Consider the following 16,918-nt stretch of genomic DNA (forward strand, 5'->3'; position numbering starts at 1 on the left):
TTACAGCGCTTTCATGAAGGCCGCCAGGTCGGCCGCCTCCCGCGCGGTGAAGCCGATGTTGAAACGCTTGTCGTAGAAGGTCACGATGTCTTCGATGGTATGCACCGAGCCGTCGTGGAAGTAGGGCGAGCGCGATTCGATGCCGCGCAGGCTGGGTACTTTGACCCGGCCTATATCCTTCCATTTACCCGTCAGCATGGCGGCACCCGGATCGGTGGTGGCGACCGTTTCGCCGCTGACGTTGTTGCGCAGCGTGTAGAGCGGCATGTCCGCCGTGCGGCGCGCGCCGTCCGATACGCCGGTGTTGAACATGCGGACCACCGAGTGCGTGCCGGAGTTGGGCGTGTCATGGCAACTGGCGCAAGAGCCGCGCTGCAGGGGGCGCCGCAGCTCGTCGTTGAAGCCGGCCACGCCGCTGATGTTGAACGGCTTGTTGTTGAAGATTTGCTCGCCGCGCGCGATCGAGGCGCGCGCCAGGTTCTGCGGGCTTGGTGCGGCCGGCGGCGGTGGAGCGGGGCGGCCGCGCGCCGGTGGCGGTGGCGGGGCCGGGCGGTCCAGGTTGCGCCAGGCGCCGAAGATCGCCATCACGTTGCGGTTGAAGGACGCGCCGGTCTGGTAGTCGCCGGATTCAAGGTCGTTGATGCCGAAGTAGAAGGCGCTGGCGGCCAGCCGCGCCGGGCCGCCCAGCGCGCCGGTATCGGTCAGGCTGCCGGCTTCGATGGAGCTGACCTGGGTGGTGAACAGCGTTTTCTCGAAATCGACGATGGCGCGCTGCTCGGCGGCGGTCAGGTCCTGCGCCGCTTCGGCGTGGCCGCGCACCGCGCTGTTGGCCTGGTGGAGCAGGCCGGCGTCGAGGGTGGCGAAGCACTGGGCGGGACGCGCGTCCTTCAGGCACAGGGTGGAGGCGGGATCGCTGGCGGTTTCGCGGCTGTCCCACATCACGCTGCTGTTGAATTTGAGGTTGGTGGTGGGCAGCGGGCGGCGGAACAGCGACAGCTCCTTGGCGCTGGCGTAGTTGTAGGGGTCCTCGGTTTTGACCAGCGAGAATTCGGCGCCGGCCGGCATCGGCAAGCCGACGCGGATCAGGCCTTTGGTCAGCAGCATGCTGTAGGCGACGCGCTTCTGGTCCAGCGTGGCGGTGGCGGCCAGCGGCGAGACGGCGCCGTCCACCAGGCGGAATACCGGATCGGTGCCGTTGCTGTTGGCGAAGCGGGCGGCCAGCTTGTCCGGGCCGATGCTCCAGCCGTTGTCGGGCTGGTGGCAGGTGGCGCAGGAGCGGCCGTTGCCGAACGGTTTGAAGAAGGGATTGGCGGTGTCCACCGCGCCCACGGTGCTGAAGCTGAGGGAGGCGCCTTCATCGTTCGGCACCGGCGCCAGCACGACGGGTGGCGGGGCTGCCTGCACCGCTGCCGCTTGTACGGTGATCGCCGCCAGCGTCGTGGCGGCCGGTGCGCCGCCTTGCAGCACGCGGGCGGTGGCGCTGGTGGCGGTGTCCGCCGTCGGATCGCTGCCGCCGCATGCGGCCAGCAGGGCGGCGGCGATGGCCGGTGTCAGGTAAAGCGCGCGTTGATACATGGTGTTCTCCGTCTGGTGTGATGACGGTGCGAGATTGACGCCAAATTGTGTAGAAAAAATGAAGACCGGCGCCGTGTCGCGTTTTTGCCAGTAGCTCATAATTTCTCCACATTTGGCGGTTATGATGAAGGCATGAAGCCAAGGAGCCAGCCATGCGGTTGACCATCGCCCGCAAGATCGCGCTGGCGGTCATCGCTATCGTCATCCTGTGCGTGGGCACGATGGCGTGGGTCGCCAGCAGTAACCTCAAGCGCGGCTTCGTCGCCTATCTCAACGATCTTCAGGTGCAGGACTTCGACCAGTTGCGCGAGCTGCTGGAGGACCGTTATCGGACCGAGGGTAACTTCGATTGGCTGAGCGGGAAGCCGCGCGCGCTCGGCGAACTGCTCAACAGGATCACCCCGCGCAGCCAGGTCTTCGAGCCCGATGGCGACGCGCGCCGTCCGCGTCGCGAAGGCCGGCCGCCACCGCCGCCGCGAGGCGGCCCCGCGCCGGAACATGAAGGCGAGCGGGGCGAGTTTGGCGACCCAGCCAGGCCGGCGCGCCGCGGGCCGCCGCCCGAGGCCGACCCGCCGCCGCGCCGCAACGACCCGATGGACTTCGCACAACGGCTCTCCATCACCGATGCCCAGGGCCATAGGCTCATCGGCCCTCCGGACATCCAGGTCGGCGCCGAGCGCGCCATCAAGGTCGATGGCGTGGTGGTCGGCCACATGCGCCTGATGCCGCTGCGCGAGACGGGCGGAGTCGACGCCAGCGCCACCATCTTCCTGCGCGAGCAACTGCAATCGATCCTGCTGCTGTCCGCCGGATTGATCGGCCTTGCCGTGTTGGCGGCGATCTGGCTTGCCCGTCATCTGCTGCGGCCCGTGGCCGCGCTGCGCGACGTCACGGCGCGGCTGGCGCTGGGCGAGTTGAGCGCCCGCGCGCCCTTGCTGTCGCGCGACGAGGTGGCGGAACTGGCGCTGCACGTCAACGCCATGGCCGAGGCGCTGGAAGACAGCGAGCGTCAGCGCCGCAAGATGCTGGCCGACGTGTCGCACGAACTGCGCACGCCGCTGACGGTGATACGCGGCGAGATCGAGGCACTGCTGGACGGCATCCGCAAGGCCGACGCCAACGCGCTGCAATCGCTGCATGCCGAGGTGCTGCGCCTGAATAAACTGGTCGACGACCTGCACCAGCTGACCATGGCCGATGCCGGCGACCTGCACTACCACTGGCATGAACTGAACCTCGGCGAACTGCTGCGGCCCACGCTGGAGCGCTACCAGCCGCGCGCGCAGGCGCGCGGCCTGGATCTGAGCTGGAGCCTGCCGTCCGCGCCGGTGGTGCTGCAAGGCGATGCCGGCCGCTTGCAGCAGGTGTTCACCAACCTGCTGGAAAACAGCCTGCGCTACACCGACAGCGGCGGCCAGATCGTGGTCGCGCTGAGCTGCGCCGGCGGCTATGCCGAAGTCGTGGTGGAAGATAGCGCGCCGGGCGTGCCGTCCGCCGTCCTGGGGAGCATCTTCGAGCGCCTGTACCGCGTGGACGGCGCTCGCACGCGCGAGCGCGGCGGCAGCGGGCTGGGACTGGCGATCTGTAAAGCGCTGGTGGAAGCGCATGGCGGCAGCATAGACGCCGCGCCGTCGGTGCTGGGAGGCGTCAAGATGCTGGTGCGCCTGCCGTTGAAAACATAGGAACAATCACGTGCCCACTATCCTGATCGTCGAAGACGACACCAAGATCGCCGCGCTGCTGGCGGACTACATGAACGCCGCTGGCTGGCAAACCCGGCTCGCCGCCGACGGCCGCAGCGCGGTCGATATTATCCGCAAAGGCGGCATGGACCTGGTGCTGCTGGACCTGATGCTGCCGGAACTGGACGGCATCGGCGTGTGCCGCGAGGTGCGCACCTTCTCGCAACTGCCGATCATCATGTTGACCGCACGGGTGGACGAGATTGACCGGTTGCTGGGCCTGGACAGCGGCGCCGACGACTACGTCTGCAAACCATTCAGCCCGCGCGAGGTGGTGGCGCGCGTACGCGTGCATCTGCGTCGCAGCGGCGTGGCGGCAGCGGCGGCGCCGACTGCACCCGCCTCGCCGTTCCAGATCGACCGCGCCGGCATGCGTGTGCTGCACAAGGGCGCCGCGCTGGCGCTGACGCCACTGGAGTTCCGCCTGCTGGCCGAGTTGATCGACAATCCAAGCCGGGTCTACACGCGCCAGCAACTGCTGGACTTCGCACACCAGGACCAACGCGACATCAGCGACCGCACCGTCGATTCGCACATCAAGAACATCCGCCGCAAGCTGCCGGACGCCGAATGCCTGCAGTCGGTCTACGGCGTAGGCTACCGCTTCGAGCTGCCGCTATAATTGGCGCTTCATTTATAGCCCGGGAGCGCCATGTTCATTCGCCGTTTGCTTTCATCCGACGCCCCCGCGTTCCGCTCCCTGCGGCTGGTGGGCTTGCGCGAATCGGCTTCCGCCTTTGGCTCCAGCTACGAGGAGGAATGCGATATGCCGCTTGCCACCACGGAGGCGCGGCTGGCGCCGGATTCGGGCCGTATCGTGTTCGGCGCTTTCGACGGCGACCAACTGGTTGGCATTGTCGGCCTGGTGCGCGAGACGGCGCTCAAGGTCCGCCACAAAGCCTTTGTATATGCGATGTACGTGGCCGAGTCGCACCGTGGCCGGGGAATAGGGCGGCGCTTGATGGAGCAGGTGCTGGCGTGCGCCGCCACGCTGGACGGCGTGCTGCGCATGACGATCTCGGTCACCGCCGGTAACGCGGAAGCGGTCGGCCTGTATGAGTCGCTGGGCTTCATCGAGTTCGGCCGCGAGCCGGACTCGATGATCGTCGACGGCCGGTTCTACGACGAAATCACGATGTCGCGCGCGCTCGCCGTCACGCCGCCAGCCGGAACTGACTGACCACCTGATTCAGCTGGCCGGCCTGGTCCTGCATCGCCGCCGCGGCTGCCGCCGCCTCTTCGACCAGCGCGGCGTTCTGCTGCGTCACGTGGTCCATCTGGCTGATGGCGATGTTGATTTGTTCGATACCGCCGGTTTGCTCGCGGTTGGCCAGCGTGATCTCGGCGACGATATCGGTCACCTTGCGCACGCTGTCCTGCACCTCGTTCATGGTGCTGCCGGCCAGGTCGACCAGGCGCGCTCCGGCCGCCACCTTGTTCACTGAATCGTCGATCAGCGTCTTGATTTCCTTGGCCGCGCCGGCCGAGCGTTGCGCCAGGTTGCGCACTTCCGACGCCACCACCGCAAAGCCGCGCCCCTGTTCGCCTGCGCGCGCCGCTTCCACCGCCGCGTTCAACGCGAGGATGTTGGTCTGGAAGGCGATGCCGTCGATCACGCCGATGATGTCGACGATCCGGCGCGACGAGTCGTTGATCGAGCTCATGGTGCCAACCACCTGCGCCACCACGTCGCCGCCGCGCTGCGCCACCTGCGTCGCCGACAGCGCCAGCTCGTTGGCCTGCTGCGCATTGGCGGCGTTCTGCTTGACGGTGCTGGTCAGTTCTTCCATCGAGGCGGCGGTTTCCTCTAGCGAGCTGGCTTGCTGCTCGGTGCGCGAGGACAGGTCCATATTCCCGCTGGCGATTTCCGCCGAGGCGGTGGTGATGGCGCCAGTGCCGGTGCGCACGCGGCCGACGATGCTGGCCAGGTTGTCGTTCATCTTGCCCAGTTCCCCCAGCAGCTGGCCCATTTCGTCGCGCCGCTTGTTGCCGATGCGGCAGGTCAGGTCGCCGGAGGCCACGGCGCGCGCCATCGTCAGGGCGAGGCCGATCGGGTCGGTGATCGAGCGCGTCACGCGCCACGCGAAGGCCAGGCCCAGCGCCAGCGCCACGATGCCGAGCCATCCCATCATCTGGCTGGCCATCGCGATATCGTGCTTGACCAGTTCACCGTTGGAGGTGACGATGGATTTTTGCAGGTCCGACAGTTGGCGGATGCTGGCCTGAACCTTGGCCAGCTTGGGCAGCATGTCGGCGCGCAGCGCGGCTTGCGCTTCGTCGCGCTGGCCGCCTGCCAGCATCTTGCCCACTTGCGTGAACGATGCTACGTAGGCCTTGCGCTGCTCGCGGATGGTTTTCAGCAGTGCCTTGCCGTCGTCGGTGTAGACCAGGGTGTCCAGGGTTTCGAGCGAGGCGCTGATGGTCTTTTTGTTGACGTCCATCTCGCGGTAGATTTCCGCCGTGCGCGCCGCGTCGGTGGTGGTGAAGAGTTCCAGCGTCAGCGCCGCGTTGGCGCGGGTGGTGCTGCCGACCATGGCCGCCGCATCGGCCTTGACCCAGTCCTTGTCGATGATGGCCGCATTAAGCTGGCTGATGCTGTTTAGCCGTTGCAGGCCGACGCCGATCAGCACCGCCATCAGCACCAGCACCGCACCAAATGCGACGCCAAGCCGCACACCGATTTTCAGGTTCGAGATATTCATGCATGACTCCATGAGAACACCAGGCGAATAGCCAGTATATCGACAATGGTGCAGCGCGGCGGAATTGGTTGGCGACGACTGTTGCGCACGAGGGACGACGCATAGTATTGTGACACTATTGTCTAAGGAGGCTGCATGTTGGGACGCATACGCGCGGGCTTGAAGGCCGCGTTTCTAGGTACTGCCACCGTTAATGCTCCGTGCGCGCAGGCCACGCGGGAGGCGCTTTTGAGGCCGGATGGATTGCGCCGCTATCTGCTCGCGCGATCGAGCCAGCCGTCAGCAGGCAAGCGCCCGCTGGTCATCGTGGTACATGGCGCCGGCGCTTCGGCGGAGCAGGTGATGGGCAAGGCGTTTCCGCCGTCGCCGTTGTCGGTGTGGTTGGAGATCGCCGAGCGTGAGGATATCGTGGTGATCGCGCCGGACGCCGGCGCGGGCGGCTGGAGCGATTGCTTTGCAAGCGCCGAGAAGGTGGCGAAGAAGGACGACGTCGCCTTCATCGCGGCGCTGATCGACAAGGCGGTGGCCGACTACGATGTGGACGCCGGCCGCGTTTATCTGATCGGCGTTTCCCGTGGCGGCTTGTTGACCTATCGCGCGGCGGTGGAGATTCCGCACAAGCTGGCCGCATTCTCGACCGTCCTCGCCTGCATGCCGCCGCCGCACGCGGCGCGCATGCCCACGGCCGCGTTGCCGGCGCTGATCATGGGCAGCACGGCCGATCCGCTGATGCCTTACCGTGGAGGTAAATTCTTTCATGTGCTGGGTTTCCTGGACCCGGTCAGCAGCATCGAGGACAGTGCCAGGACCTGGCGCGAACTGGCTGGCCTTGCCGATGAACCGAGTGTGCTTGAGATCCCGCATCGCAACCAGTGGGACAAGACGCGAGTCACGCGCACGATGTGGGGCCAAGCGGGCAATGGGCTGCAGGTGGGACTGTACAAGATCGAGAACGGCGGCCATGCGGAGCCGAGCAGCAGCAAGCGCTACCCCTATTTCATCAACAAGCTGACCGGCCGGCAGAACGCCGACTTCGAGGTGGCGGAAGCCGCCTGGGAATTTTTCAGGGAGAAGCGCACGGCAGCCTAGCCGCATCCGCGCGCCCGGACTTACTTCTGCTTGTCCAGCACTTCCATCACCGCGGCGACGATGGCGGCGGGTTCGCCGTGCCGAACTTCGGCCAGCGGCAGCTCGCCGAAGGGCTTGCGCGCGGTGCGCATCTGGCCGGCGCTGGTTTCCAGGCTGTCCAGTTCCGAGGCGCGGGCGCGCCAGTAGGATGGCTTGGCCACTTGCGCCGCCTGCGCCGCCGCCAGCCGAGGTCCGATCTCGCCGTTGATGGCGGTGGCCGGATAGGCGCAGGCGGCGACGCTCTTGCCGTCGTCCGCCGCCGCCAGGCAGGCCAGCGCCGCATCCAGGCTGGCGGCGCGGTCGGCCGGCAGCGCATCCTCGTGCATCGCGTCCACCAGCACCAGGCCGGTGACGGCGCTGCGCGAGCGCAGCGCGTAGTGCTGCGCCACCATGGCGCCGTAACCCGCGCCCACCAGCACGAAGGGCGCGTCCATGCGGGCGTTCTTGATCAGGAAGTTCAAGTCCTTGCTGGCGTTGGCGACCGTCGATGCGCGCATGATCGGATCGCTGGCGCCCATGCCGGCGCGGTCGTAGACGCAGGCGCGGGTGCGCTTGGCCACTTCCGGCAGCACGGCCGACCAATCCCAGCCCGCGCGGCCGCCATCGGCCTCGAACAGCACCGTGGGCGAGCCCTTGCCGGTGCAGTACATATTGAGCTTGCGGCCGCCGACATCGACCTTGACCTGGGCGCCGGCCAGCGCGTCCTGGCCGGTGGGCGGCGTCGCCTGGGCGCCGGTGCCTGCCAGCAGGAGGATGGCGGCGGAGAGTGCGGATTTGTTCATGTTTGCGGAGGATATGGATGGTGAAAGGGCGCCCTCGTGGGGCGCCCTTCAAAATCCGGCTCTGGCGGCTGCTGGCCGGTGCTGTTTTTACGCGGTGGCGTCGGCGTCCGCCGGTGCCGCCGCGGCTTGCTGCTGCGAGAGCTGGCGGTTGACGGCGCTCAGCACCGCCTTGAACGAGGCGGTGACGATATTGCTGTCGATGCCGGCGCCGAACAGCGTCGGGCCGTTGGCCAGGCGCAGTTCGACATAGCAGGCCGCCTTGGCGTTGGCGCCGGAGCCGATCGAATGCTCATGGTAGTCCATCAGCTTGATGTCCAGGCCGAGCGCATTGACGAAGGCGTCGATCGGGCCGTTGCCGCCGCCTTGCAGCGCCAGAGGCGCCTTGCGGTGGGTGAGGGCGATGTCGATCTGCACCGGCTCGTCGCTGCTGGTGTCTTCCACCATCTTGTGCGCGCTGTAGGCATACGGCGAGTTCTGCTCGAAGTATTCCTGGTTGAAGATGTCGTAGATGCCTTCGGCGGTGATCTCCAGGCCGGTGGAATCGGCCACGGCCTGCACCGCGCGGCTGAACTCAATCTGCAAGCGGCGCGGCAGCACCAGGCCGTAATCCTGCTCCAGCAAGTAAGCCATGCCGCCCTTGCCGGACTGGCTGTTGACGCGGATGACGGCGTCGTAGCTGCGGCCCAGGTCCTGCGGGTCGATCGGCAAGTAAGGGATCTCCCACAGCGCGCCTTCCTTCTGCTGGGCGAAGCCCTTCTTGATCGCATCCTGGTGCGAGCCGGAGAAGGCGGTGAACACCAGGTCGCCCACGTATGGATGGCGCGGGTGCACCGGCAACTGGTTGCACTCTTCAACGCACTTGCGCACTTCGTCGATGTCGGAGAAGTCCAGGCCCGGATGCACGCCTTGCGTGTACAGGTTCAAGGCCAGCGTGACCAGGTCGACGTTGCCGGTGCGTTCGCCATTGCCGAACAGGCAGCCCTCGACGCGGTCGGCGCCGGCCATTACGGCCATCTCGGCCGAGGCGACGGCGGTGCCGCGGTCGTTGTGCGGGTGGACGCTGATGATCAGCGAATCGCGGCGCGCCAGCTTGCGCGACATCCATTCGATCTGGTCGGCGTAGACGTTGGGGGTGCTGCACTCCACCGTCGACGGCAGGTTGATGATCATCTTGTTGTGCGGGGTCGGTTCCCAGATCGCGGTGACGGCGTCGCAGATATGCTTGGAGAAATCGAGTTCGGTGGTGGAGAACGATTCAGGCGTGTATTCGAAGCCCCATTCGGTCTGCGGGTGCTGCTTGATCAATTCCTTCACCAGCTTGGTGCCGGTGGTGGCGATGTTGGTGATCTCTTCGCGCGACATGCCGAAGACGACCTTGCGGAACACCGGCGCCACCGAGTTATACAGGTGGACGATGGCGCGCTTGGCGCCGACCGCCGATTCAACGGTGCGGCGGATCAGCTCATCGCGCGACTGGGTCAGCACGATGATGGTGACGTCGTCGGGGATGCGGTTTTCCTCGACCAGTTTGCGCACGAAGTCGAAGTCGGTCTGCGAGGCGGAAGGGAAGCCCACTTCGATTTCCTTGAGGCCGACCTTGACCAGCAGTTCGAAGAAACGCAGTTTTTTCTCGGCGCTCATCGGTTCGATCAGGGCCTGGTTGCCGTCGCGCAGATCGGTGCTCATCCAGATCGGCGGCTTGGAGATCACGTTGTTCGGCCACTGGCGGTCGGACAATTGTACGGGTGGGAAGGCGCGGTACTTCGCTGCTGGGTTCTTCAACATCATGGGGTGCTCCTGAGTCTCAAATGGGGAAATGCGTGTGCCGCAGTCCGAGGAATCGGCGTTGGCGCTCTGTTGTGGCGAGGGGCTGCCGTGCGGCCACGGGATACTAGGCTCGGCAACCGATCGGTAGTTTTAGCAGTAGCGACAAGGCTGGGAACATCGGTGCAAACTTTCCTGGGATTTGTAGACAGGTGCGGCTTATGGCCGGCACTGGGGTACAGCTGGAACGCGGATTAAGCGCGTGCTAGTAGGCGCGCTGCTAGCGATAGGGCGCTAGCAGACGGCAGCAGGAAAGCGGATAGGTGCAGATGCGAGGTCATGGCCCTAAATGTACGAGATCGACGGCGTCGCTGTCAAGGGAATTTGACCTTATGGCGATGAATGCATGGCATCGTGTCACTTTTGACATCTGAACGGCCCGGTAAGCGAGCAGTTATACTATCGCCCTGCAAAAAATTTAAGTTCGGGCTATGTCAACAGAGAAGAAATCGGCGGAAGCGCCACGGGCGCCGCGCTTGCCGCCCACCAGGCAGGAATCGGAGTCCGCATGGGCCGCAGACCCTGCCGCTCAAAAGCAGGCGCGCGAGCGCAAGGATGCGCAGGTGCGCGGCGTCACTTCGATCCAGGCGATGCGCGAGGCGATCAAGCGCGTCGCCCGCGCGCTGCCGGCGATATCCGAAGTGCCGCGCCTGCGGGCGCTCGACGCCGCCGCCTTCCGCAAGCGGGCCGCCGAAGGCCTGCCGTTCCTGATGACCGGCATGGTCGACCGTTGGCCGCTCTCCGGGCTGACGCCGCAGACGCTGCGCGATCACTACAGCCACCTGCCGGTGCGCGCGCGCGTGGGCGACTACATCAACACCGCGTTCGCGCCCGACCGGGCGATGCAGGACATGTCGATGCTGGAGTACCTGGAGCTGTCCGCCTCCGGCGCGCACGACCTGCCGCCGTACCTGGGCAACCTGGAGCTGCGCGAATTGAACCGCTTGTGCCACTGGCCCACCTACTTCGACAAAATGGGGCCGCCGCGTTTCTGGCTCGGCCCCGCAGGCACGGTGACGCCGCTGCATTGCGACTACGACGACAACATCTTCGCGCAGATCTGGGGCACCAAGCGCATCTTCCTGGCGCCGCCGCATCACGACGAATTCCTGTATCCGAACGAGGCCAACGCCATCCTGTTTGGATCGCCGTTCGATCCCGAGGCGCCGGACTTCGAGAAGTTCCCGCTGGCGCGCCAGGCCGCCACGGTCGAAGTCATCGTCAATCCGGGCGACATGCTGTACGTGCCGGCCGGCTGGTATCACCAGGTGCGGGCGCTGACGTTCTCGCTGTCCTCCAACCGCTGGTCCCGGTCCATGCCGTTTTCCCTGAACGGCGACCCGGCCTTGCGCCAGGCGGCGGACTAGCCACCAGGGCCTATTGCGGCAGCCGCGTGCGCGCCTGTTTGATCATCTGCTTGATGAAGCGGCCGATGCGCGGGCTTTGCAGCTCCCAGGCGTGCCAATGCAACTGGACCGCTGGCCGGTCCGCAGGCATGAGGTCGACCAGCGCGCCGGCCGCCAGCATTTCTTCCCATTGCAGTTCGGGGCAGATGCCGTAGCCCAGGCCTCCCTGTATGCAGTGCAGCAGGCTATGCACCGAGGGCACGGTCATCGACGGGAACTCGCCGGACGCCACCGCGAACCGGCTGGCGAGGAAGTTGGTGTGCAGCGTGTCGGAATTGCCGAAGGTGATGGCCGGCGCGCGCAGCAGCGCTTCCCGGTCCAACCCGCGCGGGAAGTAGCGCGCGGCGAAGGCCGGCGTGGCGATGCAGCGGTAGCGCATCTCGCCCAGGCGCGTGCTGGTGCAGCCGCTGGCGGGATGTTCGACGCTGGTCACGCAGCCCAGCACATCGCCGTTCTTCAGCATGCCCAGCGTGTGCGCCTCGTCCTCCACCTTCAATTGCAGCAGCAGGCGTTCCGCTATCAGGATCTCCGTCACCGCCGGGATGAACCAGGTGTGGAGCGAGTCGTTGTTGATGGCGATCGGCAGTTCGACCAGCCGTTCGCGGTCGTCGCCCTGCAAGTCGTCCTGCAATTCCTGTTCGAGCAGGGCGACCTGGCGCGCGTGACGCAGCAGGCGCATGCCGGTCGTGGTGGCGATGGCCGGCGTGCTGCGCACCACCAGCGTCTGGCCCATGCGCTCTTCCAGCTGGCGGATCCGCTGCGAGACGGCCGACGGCGTGATGAACAGCTTTCCCGCCGCGCGTTCAAAGCTGCCCGTGTCGATCACGGCGGTGAGGGCGGCGAACAGTTTGTAGTCTTGCATAAGAAATTCTTATCATTCCTGAAATTGATTAATTTTACTGCATGCGGCGGGACGGCTACAGTCTCTGTTTTTAAGGAGACAGTCAATGAGCGAAGTGGCGATTACCCTGTTCCAGGGCCGCGTGGCGGATCACAACAACCTGGCGATACCCGGCGCGAAGTCGGTGGCGCGCATGCTGGCCGAACAACTGGGCGTTGACGTCACCGTGGTCGGCACACCGGCGCCGGCGCTCGGCGCGGGCTGGCAAACGGAATTGAACCAGGCCATGCCGGCCCTGCATGCGTTGGCCGCACAGTTGGTCGAGGTGTTCGCCCGCCGGGCCAAGCCATTGAGCGCGACCAGCCGCTGCGCCGCCTCGCTGGCGACCCTGCCGGTGGTGGCGCGCTATCGTCCGGATGCCTGCGTGGTGTGGTTCGACGCGCATGCCGACCTGAATACGCCGTCCACCACCGGCAGCGGCTACCTGGGCGGCATGGCGTTGTCCGGGCCTGCGGGCTTGTGGGCTTCCGGCTTGGGAGCGGGGCTGGCGCTGTCGAATGTCGTGCTGGTGGGGCAGCGCTCTCTCGATCCGTCGGAGCTGAGGCTGATCGCATCGGGCGCGGTGGCGCATGTGGCGCCGGGGCCGGAGCTGGCCGAGCGGCTGCGCGCTGCGGTTGGCGGGCGTGCCGTCTACATGCACCTCGATTGCGATGTGCTCAACCCTGGCATCGTGCCCACCGATTATGTGCATGAAGGCGGACTGTCGCTGGCGGATTTGCACACCGCCTGCACGGTGCTGGCGGAATCCGAAGTGATCGGCCTGGAGATCGCGGAGTTCCAGAATGCCTGGGAAGAGGGCGGCGAGCCGGTGTCCCCGGCGCACCTGATCGCCGCCCTGGCGCCGATGGTGACGGCGCTGCGATAGCGTGCCGCGTGGCGCAGGTGTTTTGTTATTTTAGCAATGATGCCTTTTTTGATATTATCGGACTCCGTTCCCTCTGGAGTCTTTCATGCGCTTCGCCCCACTTGGCTGCATCGCTTTACTTGCCGGTATTGGACTATCCTGCAACGCCATCGCACTACCCGGCAGTATCAATCAGGACCACCCGCGCCTGTATGCCACGCAAGCGGATATTGAACAACTCAAGAAAACGCTGCCCCATGGCGGCCCGCTGCCGCAGGTTAAGGGCAAGATAGAATTCACGCTGAAAGCGGCGCTCAAGGCTGCCGGCGATCCGGACGATGCAATGCTGCTGGGGACAGTGAGTTCGGCCACCAACGCGATCATGATCCGTCACGTCGACAATGCCGCAGCAGAATCGGGCGGGCGGATGCGGATACAGGTTGCACTCATCAAAGCCGGAGGGGGCTACTTTGCGTACTCCAATGTCTACATCACGCCTGGCGATCCGGTCACAATCACGGTGAGCTACGACAGCGACGCGCGGCATGTCGAAGTGTCGGCGGACCGTGCCATTTCCGTGGACGCCGTTACCTATAAAGACCCCACCTACACCTGGCGGCCCGGTAGCCAGAGGTTCGACTTTGTAGGGCGACGCGGCGATAGCGTCACGCGTCTCGAGGTGAAGGATGGCGCCGGCAACAAGGTTTGGGGTCTCGACCAGATAGACTATGAACTAAGCAGCGCGCGCACCTCGTTCCTCGCCAATACCAGCGTGCTCGCCGGCCGGATCAAGAACGTGTGCATAGTCACCGCCAATCCAGTCAAGGATCCCAATGCGCCGGAGTGCAATGTCGGGACCGGAGGCCGCATTGCCATTCTCGAAGCAGCCAAGGCGCTGGGGCTGGCCCATAAACTGAGCGGGGATCCGGTTTACCTGGAGGCCGCACGCAAGTACGTCAGCGTCATCTTTGGCATCCAGGACCATCTGCTTGGTGGTGAATGGTCGATGAACGCGCGTGTCGCGGCGCTGGGGGTGATCTACGATTGGTTCCACTCGAATCTCGACGACAGAACGCGCGCCGATATCCGAGCCTACATCCTCAAGACCATCCGCGCGGATAACCAGACGTCGGACAAAAACAATGACGACCTGATCGCTATGATTTGCGGCAACAACGCCAGGTTGAAGCCTTCGACCGCGAGGCTCGAGTGCGATGGCGTGCCAGATATCTCGCGCTTTTATATCATGGGGCATCATGCCAGCGCGATGACCGGCACCGCCCTCGGACTGCTGGCGATACAGGAGGAAAGCCGCGCCGAGGGCATAGACGTGCTGCCGATGATAGACCTCATCTATACCCATCTCGTGCAGGGACTGATCCCGGCACGCAACTATATTTCGGCCGATGGCGGCCACCAGGCCATGTCCTCCTATAACTCCACCGTCGGCGAGATGATAGAACGGTTGATCATGTGGCGGCGGGTGCTGACCCCGACGACATCCGCGATGACCGCCGAGACCCGGTTCGAACCCAAGGTGATCCAGCCCTTTATCTACGCCCTGCGTGGCGATGGCTCTTTCCCTGCCAGCGGCGATAATTTTGAATTGCGGGTCGGGATGCCGCATGTCGGCTACATGAGCTTGGCTGCCGCCACCGGCGGCGAAGGGACGGGCACGCGGTTTTACCAGCAATCCGTGAAAACCGCGCGGACCTGGGGCTCAGGGCAGCTGCTATGGGACACGCTGTATTTCCCTGGCGCGCGCTCGAACGCGGTTGAAATATCGACATTGCCGTTGTCACGCTACTACATCGTCGCCGGCAACGTCTTCATGCGCGATAGCTGGGATTACGCCAACTCGACCCTATTGGATTTCAAGTCGGCTACTTTCATCAGCGAGAATCATCAGCATCTGGACCAGAACAGTTTTTCCGTGTTTCGGCATGCGCCGTTGCTGGTCGACTCCGGTATCTACGATGAGTATCGCAGCGCCCATTGGAACAACTACTACTACCGGACGATTGCGCATAACAGCCTGGTCGTATTCGATCCCAACGAAGTGTTTTCGGATGGCAAGAACACCTACAGCAATGACGGCGGCCAGTGGTTCAAAAATGGCCAAACCCGTTATCCGACGCTGGCCGAGATCCAGCGCGGTGGGGTCAACGTGCTCGACGGCGTGACGCAGTACGAAGAGGGTGTCGCTTACGCCTTCGTCACCGGCAATGCCAGCAAGGCATATTCAAACAAGCTGGACCAGAAGGATGGTTTCCTGCGCAGCATTTTCTATCTGCGTCCAAAAACCAGCGGAGGCAAGACATCGATTCTGGTTTTCGATCGCGTCCACACGGCAGGGTTGCCGGCAACGTCATTGCTGCATACGGTAGGCAAGCCCTCGATGCACGTCGCATCGACCACCGGCGACGCCGGCCGGGTGAATTTGGCCGCCATGCCCGACAATTATCCGCTGCTGGTGCGTAACGGCGGCGGGATGATGACGATCGAGCCGCTGCTGCCGAAAAACGCCAGCATCAGCATGGTCGGTGGCGAGTCGGGTAACCAATGCATGCAGGTGACGAACGAAGACGTGCCGCCCACCACTCCGTACGACTGTCGTTTCATCGTCCGCCGGGCGACCGGCAACGGTCAGTTTGCCTGGTATAACTTCGCGCCCAAGGAAAAGTTCGACAAGGTCAGCCAGTCGGACTTCGGCGTGTGGCGGCTGGAGATCGCGGCGGGACCCGATCAGAGCGCATCGGCCAGGTATCAATGGTTCCTGAACGTGTTGCACGTGGAGGACGAGCGGCCGGAAGCCGATCCGACGGTCAACAGTTCGGTACTGCTGGACAGTAGCGATGGCACTGCGGCCGCAGTCGCGGTCGAAGCTGGAACGACCGTGGTGTTTGCCAAGTCGTCGGCGCCGGCCGCTGCACTGCGCTGGAAGTCGTCGGCGAACTACCAGGGCACGATACTGGTTGGCGGCTTGCTGCCATTGACGGCCTACATCCGAAGCTTCGAAGCTTCGACACAGGAGATTGTGCTGCGTGCGGCGGCGAACGCCGGCCCCGAGGTGCCGCGCACCTCCAAGGATGGCGTGCTCAGTCTCAGCATCAATTGAGCCGGCGACGGCGCGGCTTAATCCAGGGCCATGCTGCGGGACAGATGGCCGAACACCGTTGAGACGCGCCGCAGGTGGCGCGATTCGGCGTGGGTGAGCAGCCATAGCTCGGTTTGCGCTTCGTCCAGCACGCCGCCCAGCTGCGCCAGGTCGTTGCGCTGCCGCGCCAGGAACAGCGGCAGGATGCCGACGCCCAGTCCCAGCGCCACCATCTCGGCCACACCGAGGATGCTGTCGACGCGGAATTGCGGCGTCACCTTCGGATGATTTTTCTTGCGCCAGATGACCGACGGATGTTCCGGCAGCGCGTCGTCCGGCGCGATCCACGGCGCCTTGCCGGCATTGGCTTTCTTCCATTTTCCGCCGCGCGCGGCGAACAGCGCCACGCGGATCGGGCCGACGTGTTTGCCGACCAGGTGCGCGGGAGGCCGGTTGGTGGCGCGTACCGCGATGTCGGCCTCGTGACGGCTCAGGTTCGCCAGTTCGTTGCTGGTGTCCAGTTCATAGGACAGCAGCGGATGGCTGGCCTGCAGATCGCGCAGCGCCGGCGCGACCAGGGCGTGCAGGATCGTGTCGGTGCTGGTGATGCGTACCGTGCCCGCCACCTGCTCGGGGCTGAGCAGCGCCGCCGAACGCGCCGCGTCCAGCTGCGCCTCCACCAGTTCACCATGCCGCGCCAGCGATTGCGCCAGTTCCGACGGTTGGTAGCCCAGGCGCGAGCGTTCGAACAGGCGCGTGCCCAAGCCTTTTTCCATCCGCTGCACCGAACGGAACACGGTGGAGGGATCCACCGCCAGCCGCTCGCCGGCGTCGGCCAGGGTGCCGCCGCGCACCAGCGCGAGGATGATTTCCAGGTCCTGGGAGTTTAGTCGGTATTGCTGTTTTGCATAGCTCAT

Annotated in this window: 13 protein-coding genes; 7 read left to right on the plus strand and 6 right to left on the minus strand. The window is 65.1% G+C overall.

Translation table 11 applies throughout. The features are described from left to right. Entirely contained in the window at positions 1-1,575 is a 1,575-nt protein-coding gene (locus tag AC1RMD_RS13715) for a cytochrome C (RefSeq protein ID WP_492927164.1), read from the minus strand. Between the two features lie 152 nt (positions 1,576-1,727). Between AC1RMD_RS13715 and AC1RMD_RS13720 the strand changes: the two genes are divergently transcribed. Genes AC1RMD_RS13720 through AC1RMD_RS13730 form a run of 3 tightly spaced genes read left to right on the plus strand, consistent with a single transcriptional unit; the run spans position 1,728 to position 4,497 of the window. Continuing rightward, positions 1,728-3,257: an ATP-binding protein gene (locus AC1RMD_RS13720; RefSeq protein ID WP_492927165.1), complete on the plus strand. Its 1,530-nt coding sequence runs from the start codon at positions 1,728-1,730 to the stop codon at positions 3,255-3,257. Between the two features lie 10 nt (positions 3,258-3,267). Beyond that, complete coding sequence (locus AC1RMD_RS13725; RefSeq protein WP_492927166.1) at positions 3,268-3,939, plus strand: response regulator; 672 nt, start codon at positions 3,268-3,270, stop codon at positions 3,937-3,939. A gap of 30 nt (positions 3,940-3,969) precedes the next feature. Then, on the plus strand, positions 3,970-4,497 hold the full coding sequence (locus AC1RMD_RS13730; protein WP_492927167.1) for a GNAT family N-acetyltransferase: 528 nt from the start codon (positions 3,970-3,972) through the stop codon (positions 4,495-4,497). On the opposite strand, the gene AC1RMD_RS13735 is transcribed toward AC1RMD_RS13730, so the two are convergent. After that, complete coding sequence (locus tag AC1RMD_RS13735) at positions 4,472-6,019, minus strand: methyl-accepting chemotaxis protein (protein ID WP_492927168.1); 1,548 nt, start codon at positions 6,017-6,019, stop codon at positions 4,472-4,474. The two genes, AC1RMD_RS13730 and AC1RMD_RS13735, sit on opposite strands and share 26 nt — an antisense overlap. A gap of 228 nt (positions 6,020-6,247) precedes the next feature. Between AC1RMD_RS13735 and AC1RMD_RS13740 the strand changes: the two genes are divergently transcribed. Continuing rightward, positions 6,248-7,108, plus strand: coding sequence for a CE1 family esterase (locus tag AC1RMD_RS13740; protein ID WP_492927169.1), 861 nt, complete (start codon positions 6,248-6,250; stop codon positions 7,106-7,108). A gap of 20 nt (positions 7,109-7,128) precedes the next feature. On the opposite strand, the gene AC1RMD_RS13745 is transcribed toward AC1RMD_RS13740, so the two are convergent. After that, positions 7,129-7,929, minus strand: coding sequence for an alpha/beta fold hydrolase (locus tag AC1RMD_RS13745; protein ID WP_492927170.1), 801 nt, complete (start codon positions 7,927-7,929; stop codon positions 7,129-7,131). 87 nt (positions 7,930-8,016) lie between these two features. Next, positions 8,017-9,717: a 2-isopropylmalate synthase gene (leuA, locus tag AC1RMD_RS13750; protein ID WP_492927171.1), complete on the minus strand. Its 1,701-nt coding sequence runs from the start codon at positions 9,715-9,717 to the stop codon at positions 8,017-8,019. Between the two features lie 467 nt (positions 9,718-10,184). On the opposite strand from leuA, the gene AC1RMD_RS13755 reads away from it, so the two are divergent. Beyond that, positions 10,185-11,120: a cupin-like domain-containing protein gene (locus AC1RMD_RS13755; RefSeq protein WP_492927172.1), complete on the plus strand. Its 936-nt coding sequence runs from the start codon at positions 10,185-10,187 to the stop codon at positions 11,118-11,120. A gap of 10 nt (positions 11,121-11,130) precedes the next feature. Here AC1RMD_RS13755 and AC1RMD_RS13760 read toward each other — a convergent pair whose 3' ends face one another. Then, positions 11,131-12,021, minus strand: coding sequence for a LysR family transcriptional regulator ArgP (locus tag AC1RMD_RS13760; protein ID WP_492927173.1), 891 nt, complete (start codon positions 12,019-12,021; stop codon positions 11,131-11,133). 85 nt (positions 12,022-12,106) lie between these two features. On the opposite strand from AC1RMD_RS13760, the gene AC1RMD_RS13765 reads away from it, so the two are divergent. Continuing rightward, positions 12,107-12,925: an arginase family protein gene (locus AC1RMD_RS13765; protein WP_492927174.1), complete on the plus strand. Its 819-nt coding sequence runs from the start codon at positions 12,107-12,109 to the stop codon at positions 12,923-12,925. Between the two features lie 85 nt (positions 12,926-13,010). Further along, a complete protein-coding gene (locus tag AC1RMD_RS13770; RefSeq protein WP_492927175.1) occupies positions 13,011-16,022 on the plus strand; it encodes a heparinase II/III domain-containing protein in 3,012 nt (1,003 codons plus the stop codon). Positions 16,023-16,039: 17 nt separating this feature from the next. Here AC1RMD_RS13770 and AC1RMD_RS13775 read toward each other — a convergent pair whose 3' ends face one another. After that, on the minus strand, positions 16,040-16,918 hold the full coding sequence (locus AC1RMD_RS13775; RefSeq protein WP_492927176.1) for a LysR family transcriptional regulator: 879 nt from the start codon (positions 16,916-16,918) through the stop codon (positions 16,040-16,042).

Source organism: Duganella sp. GW822-FHT06D06 (assembly GCF_058799615.1).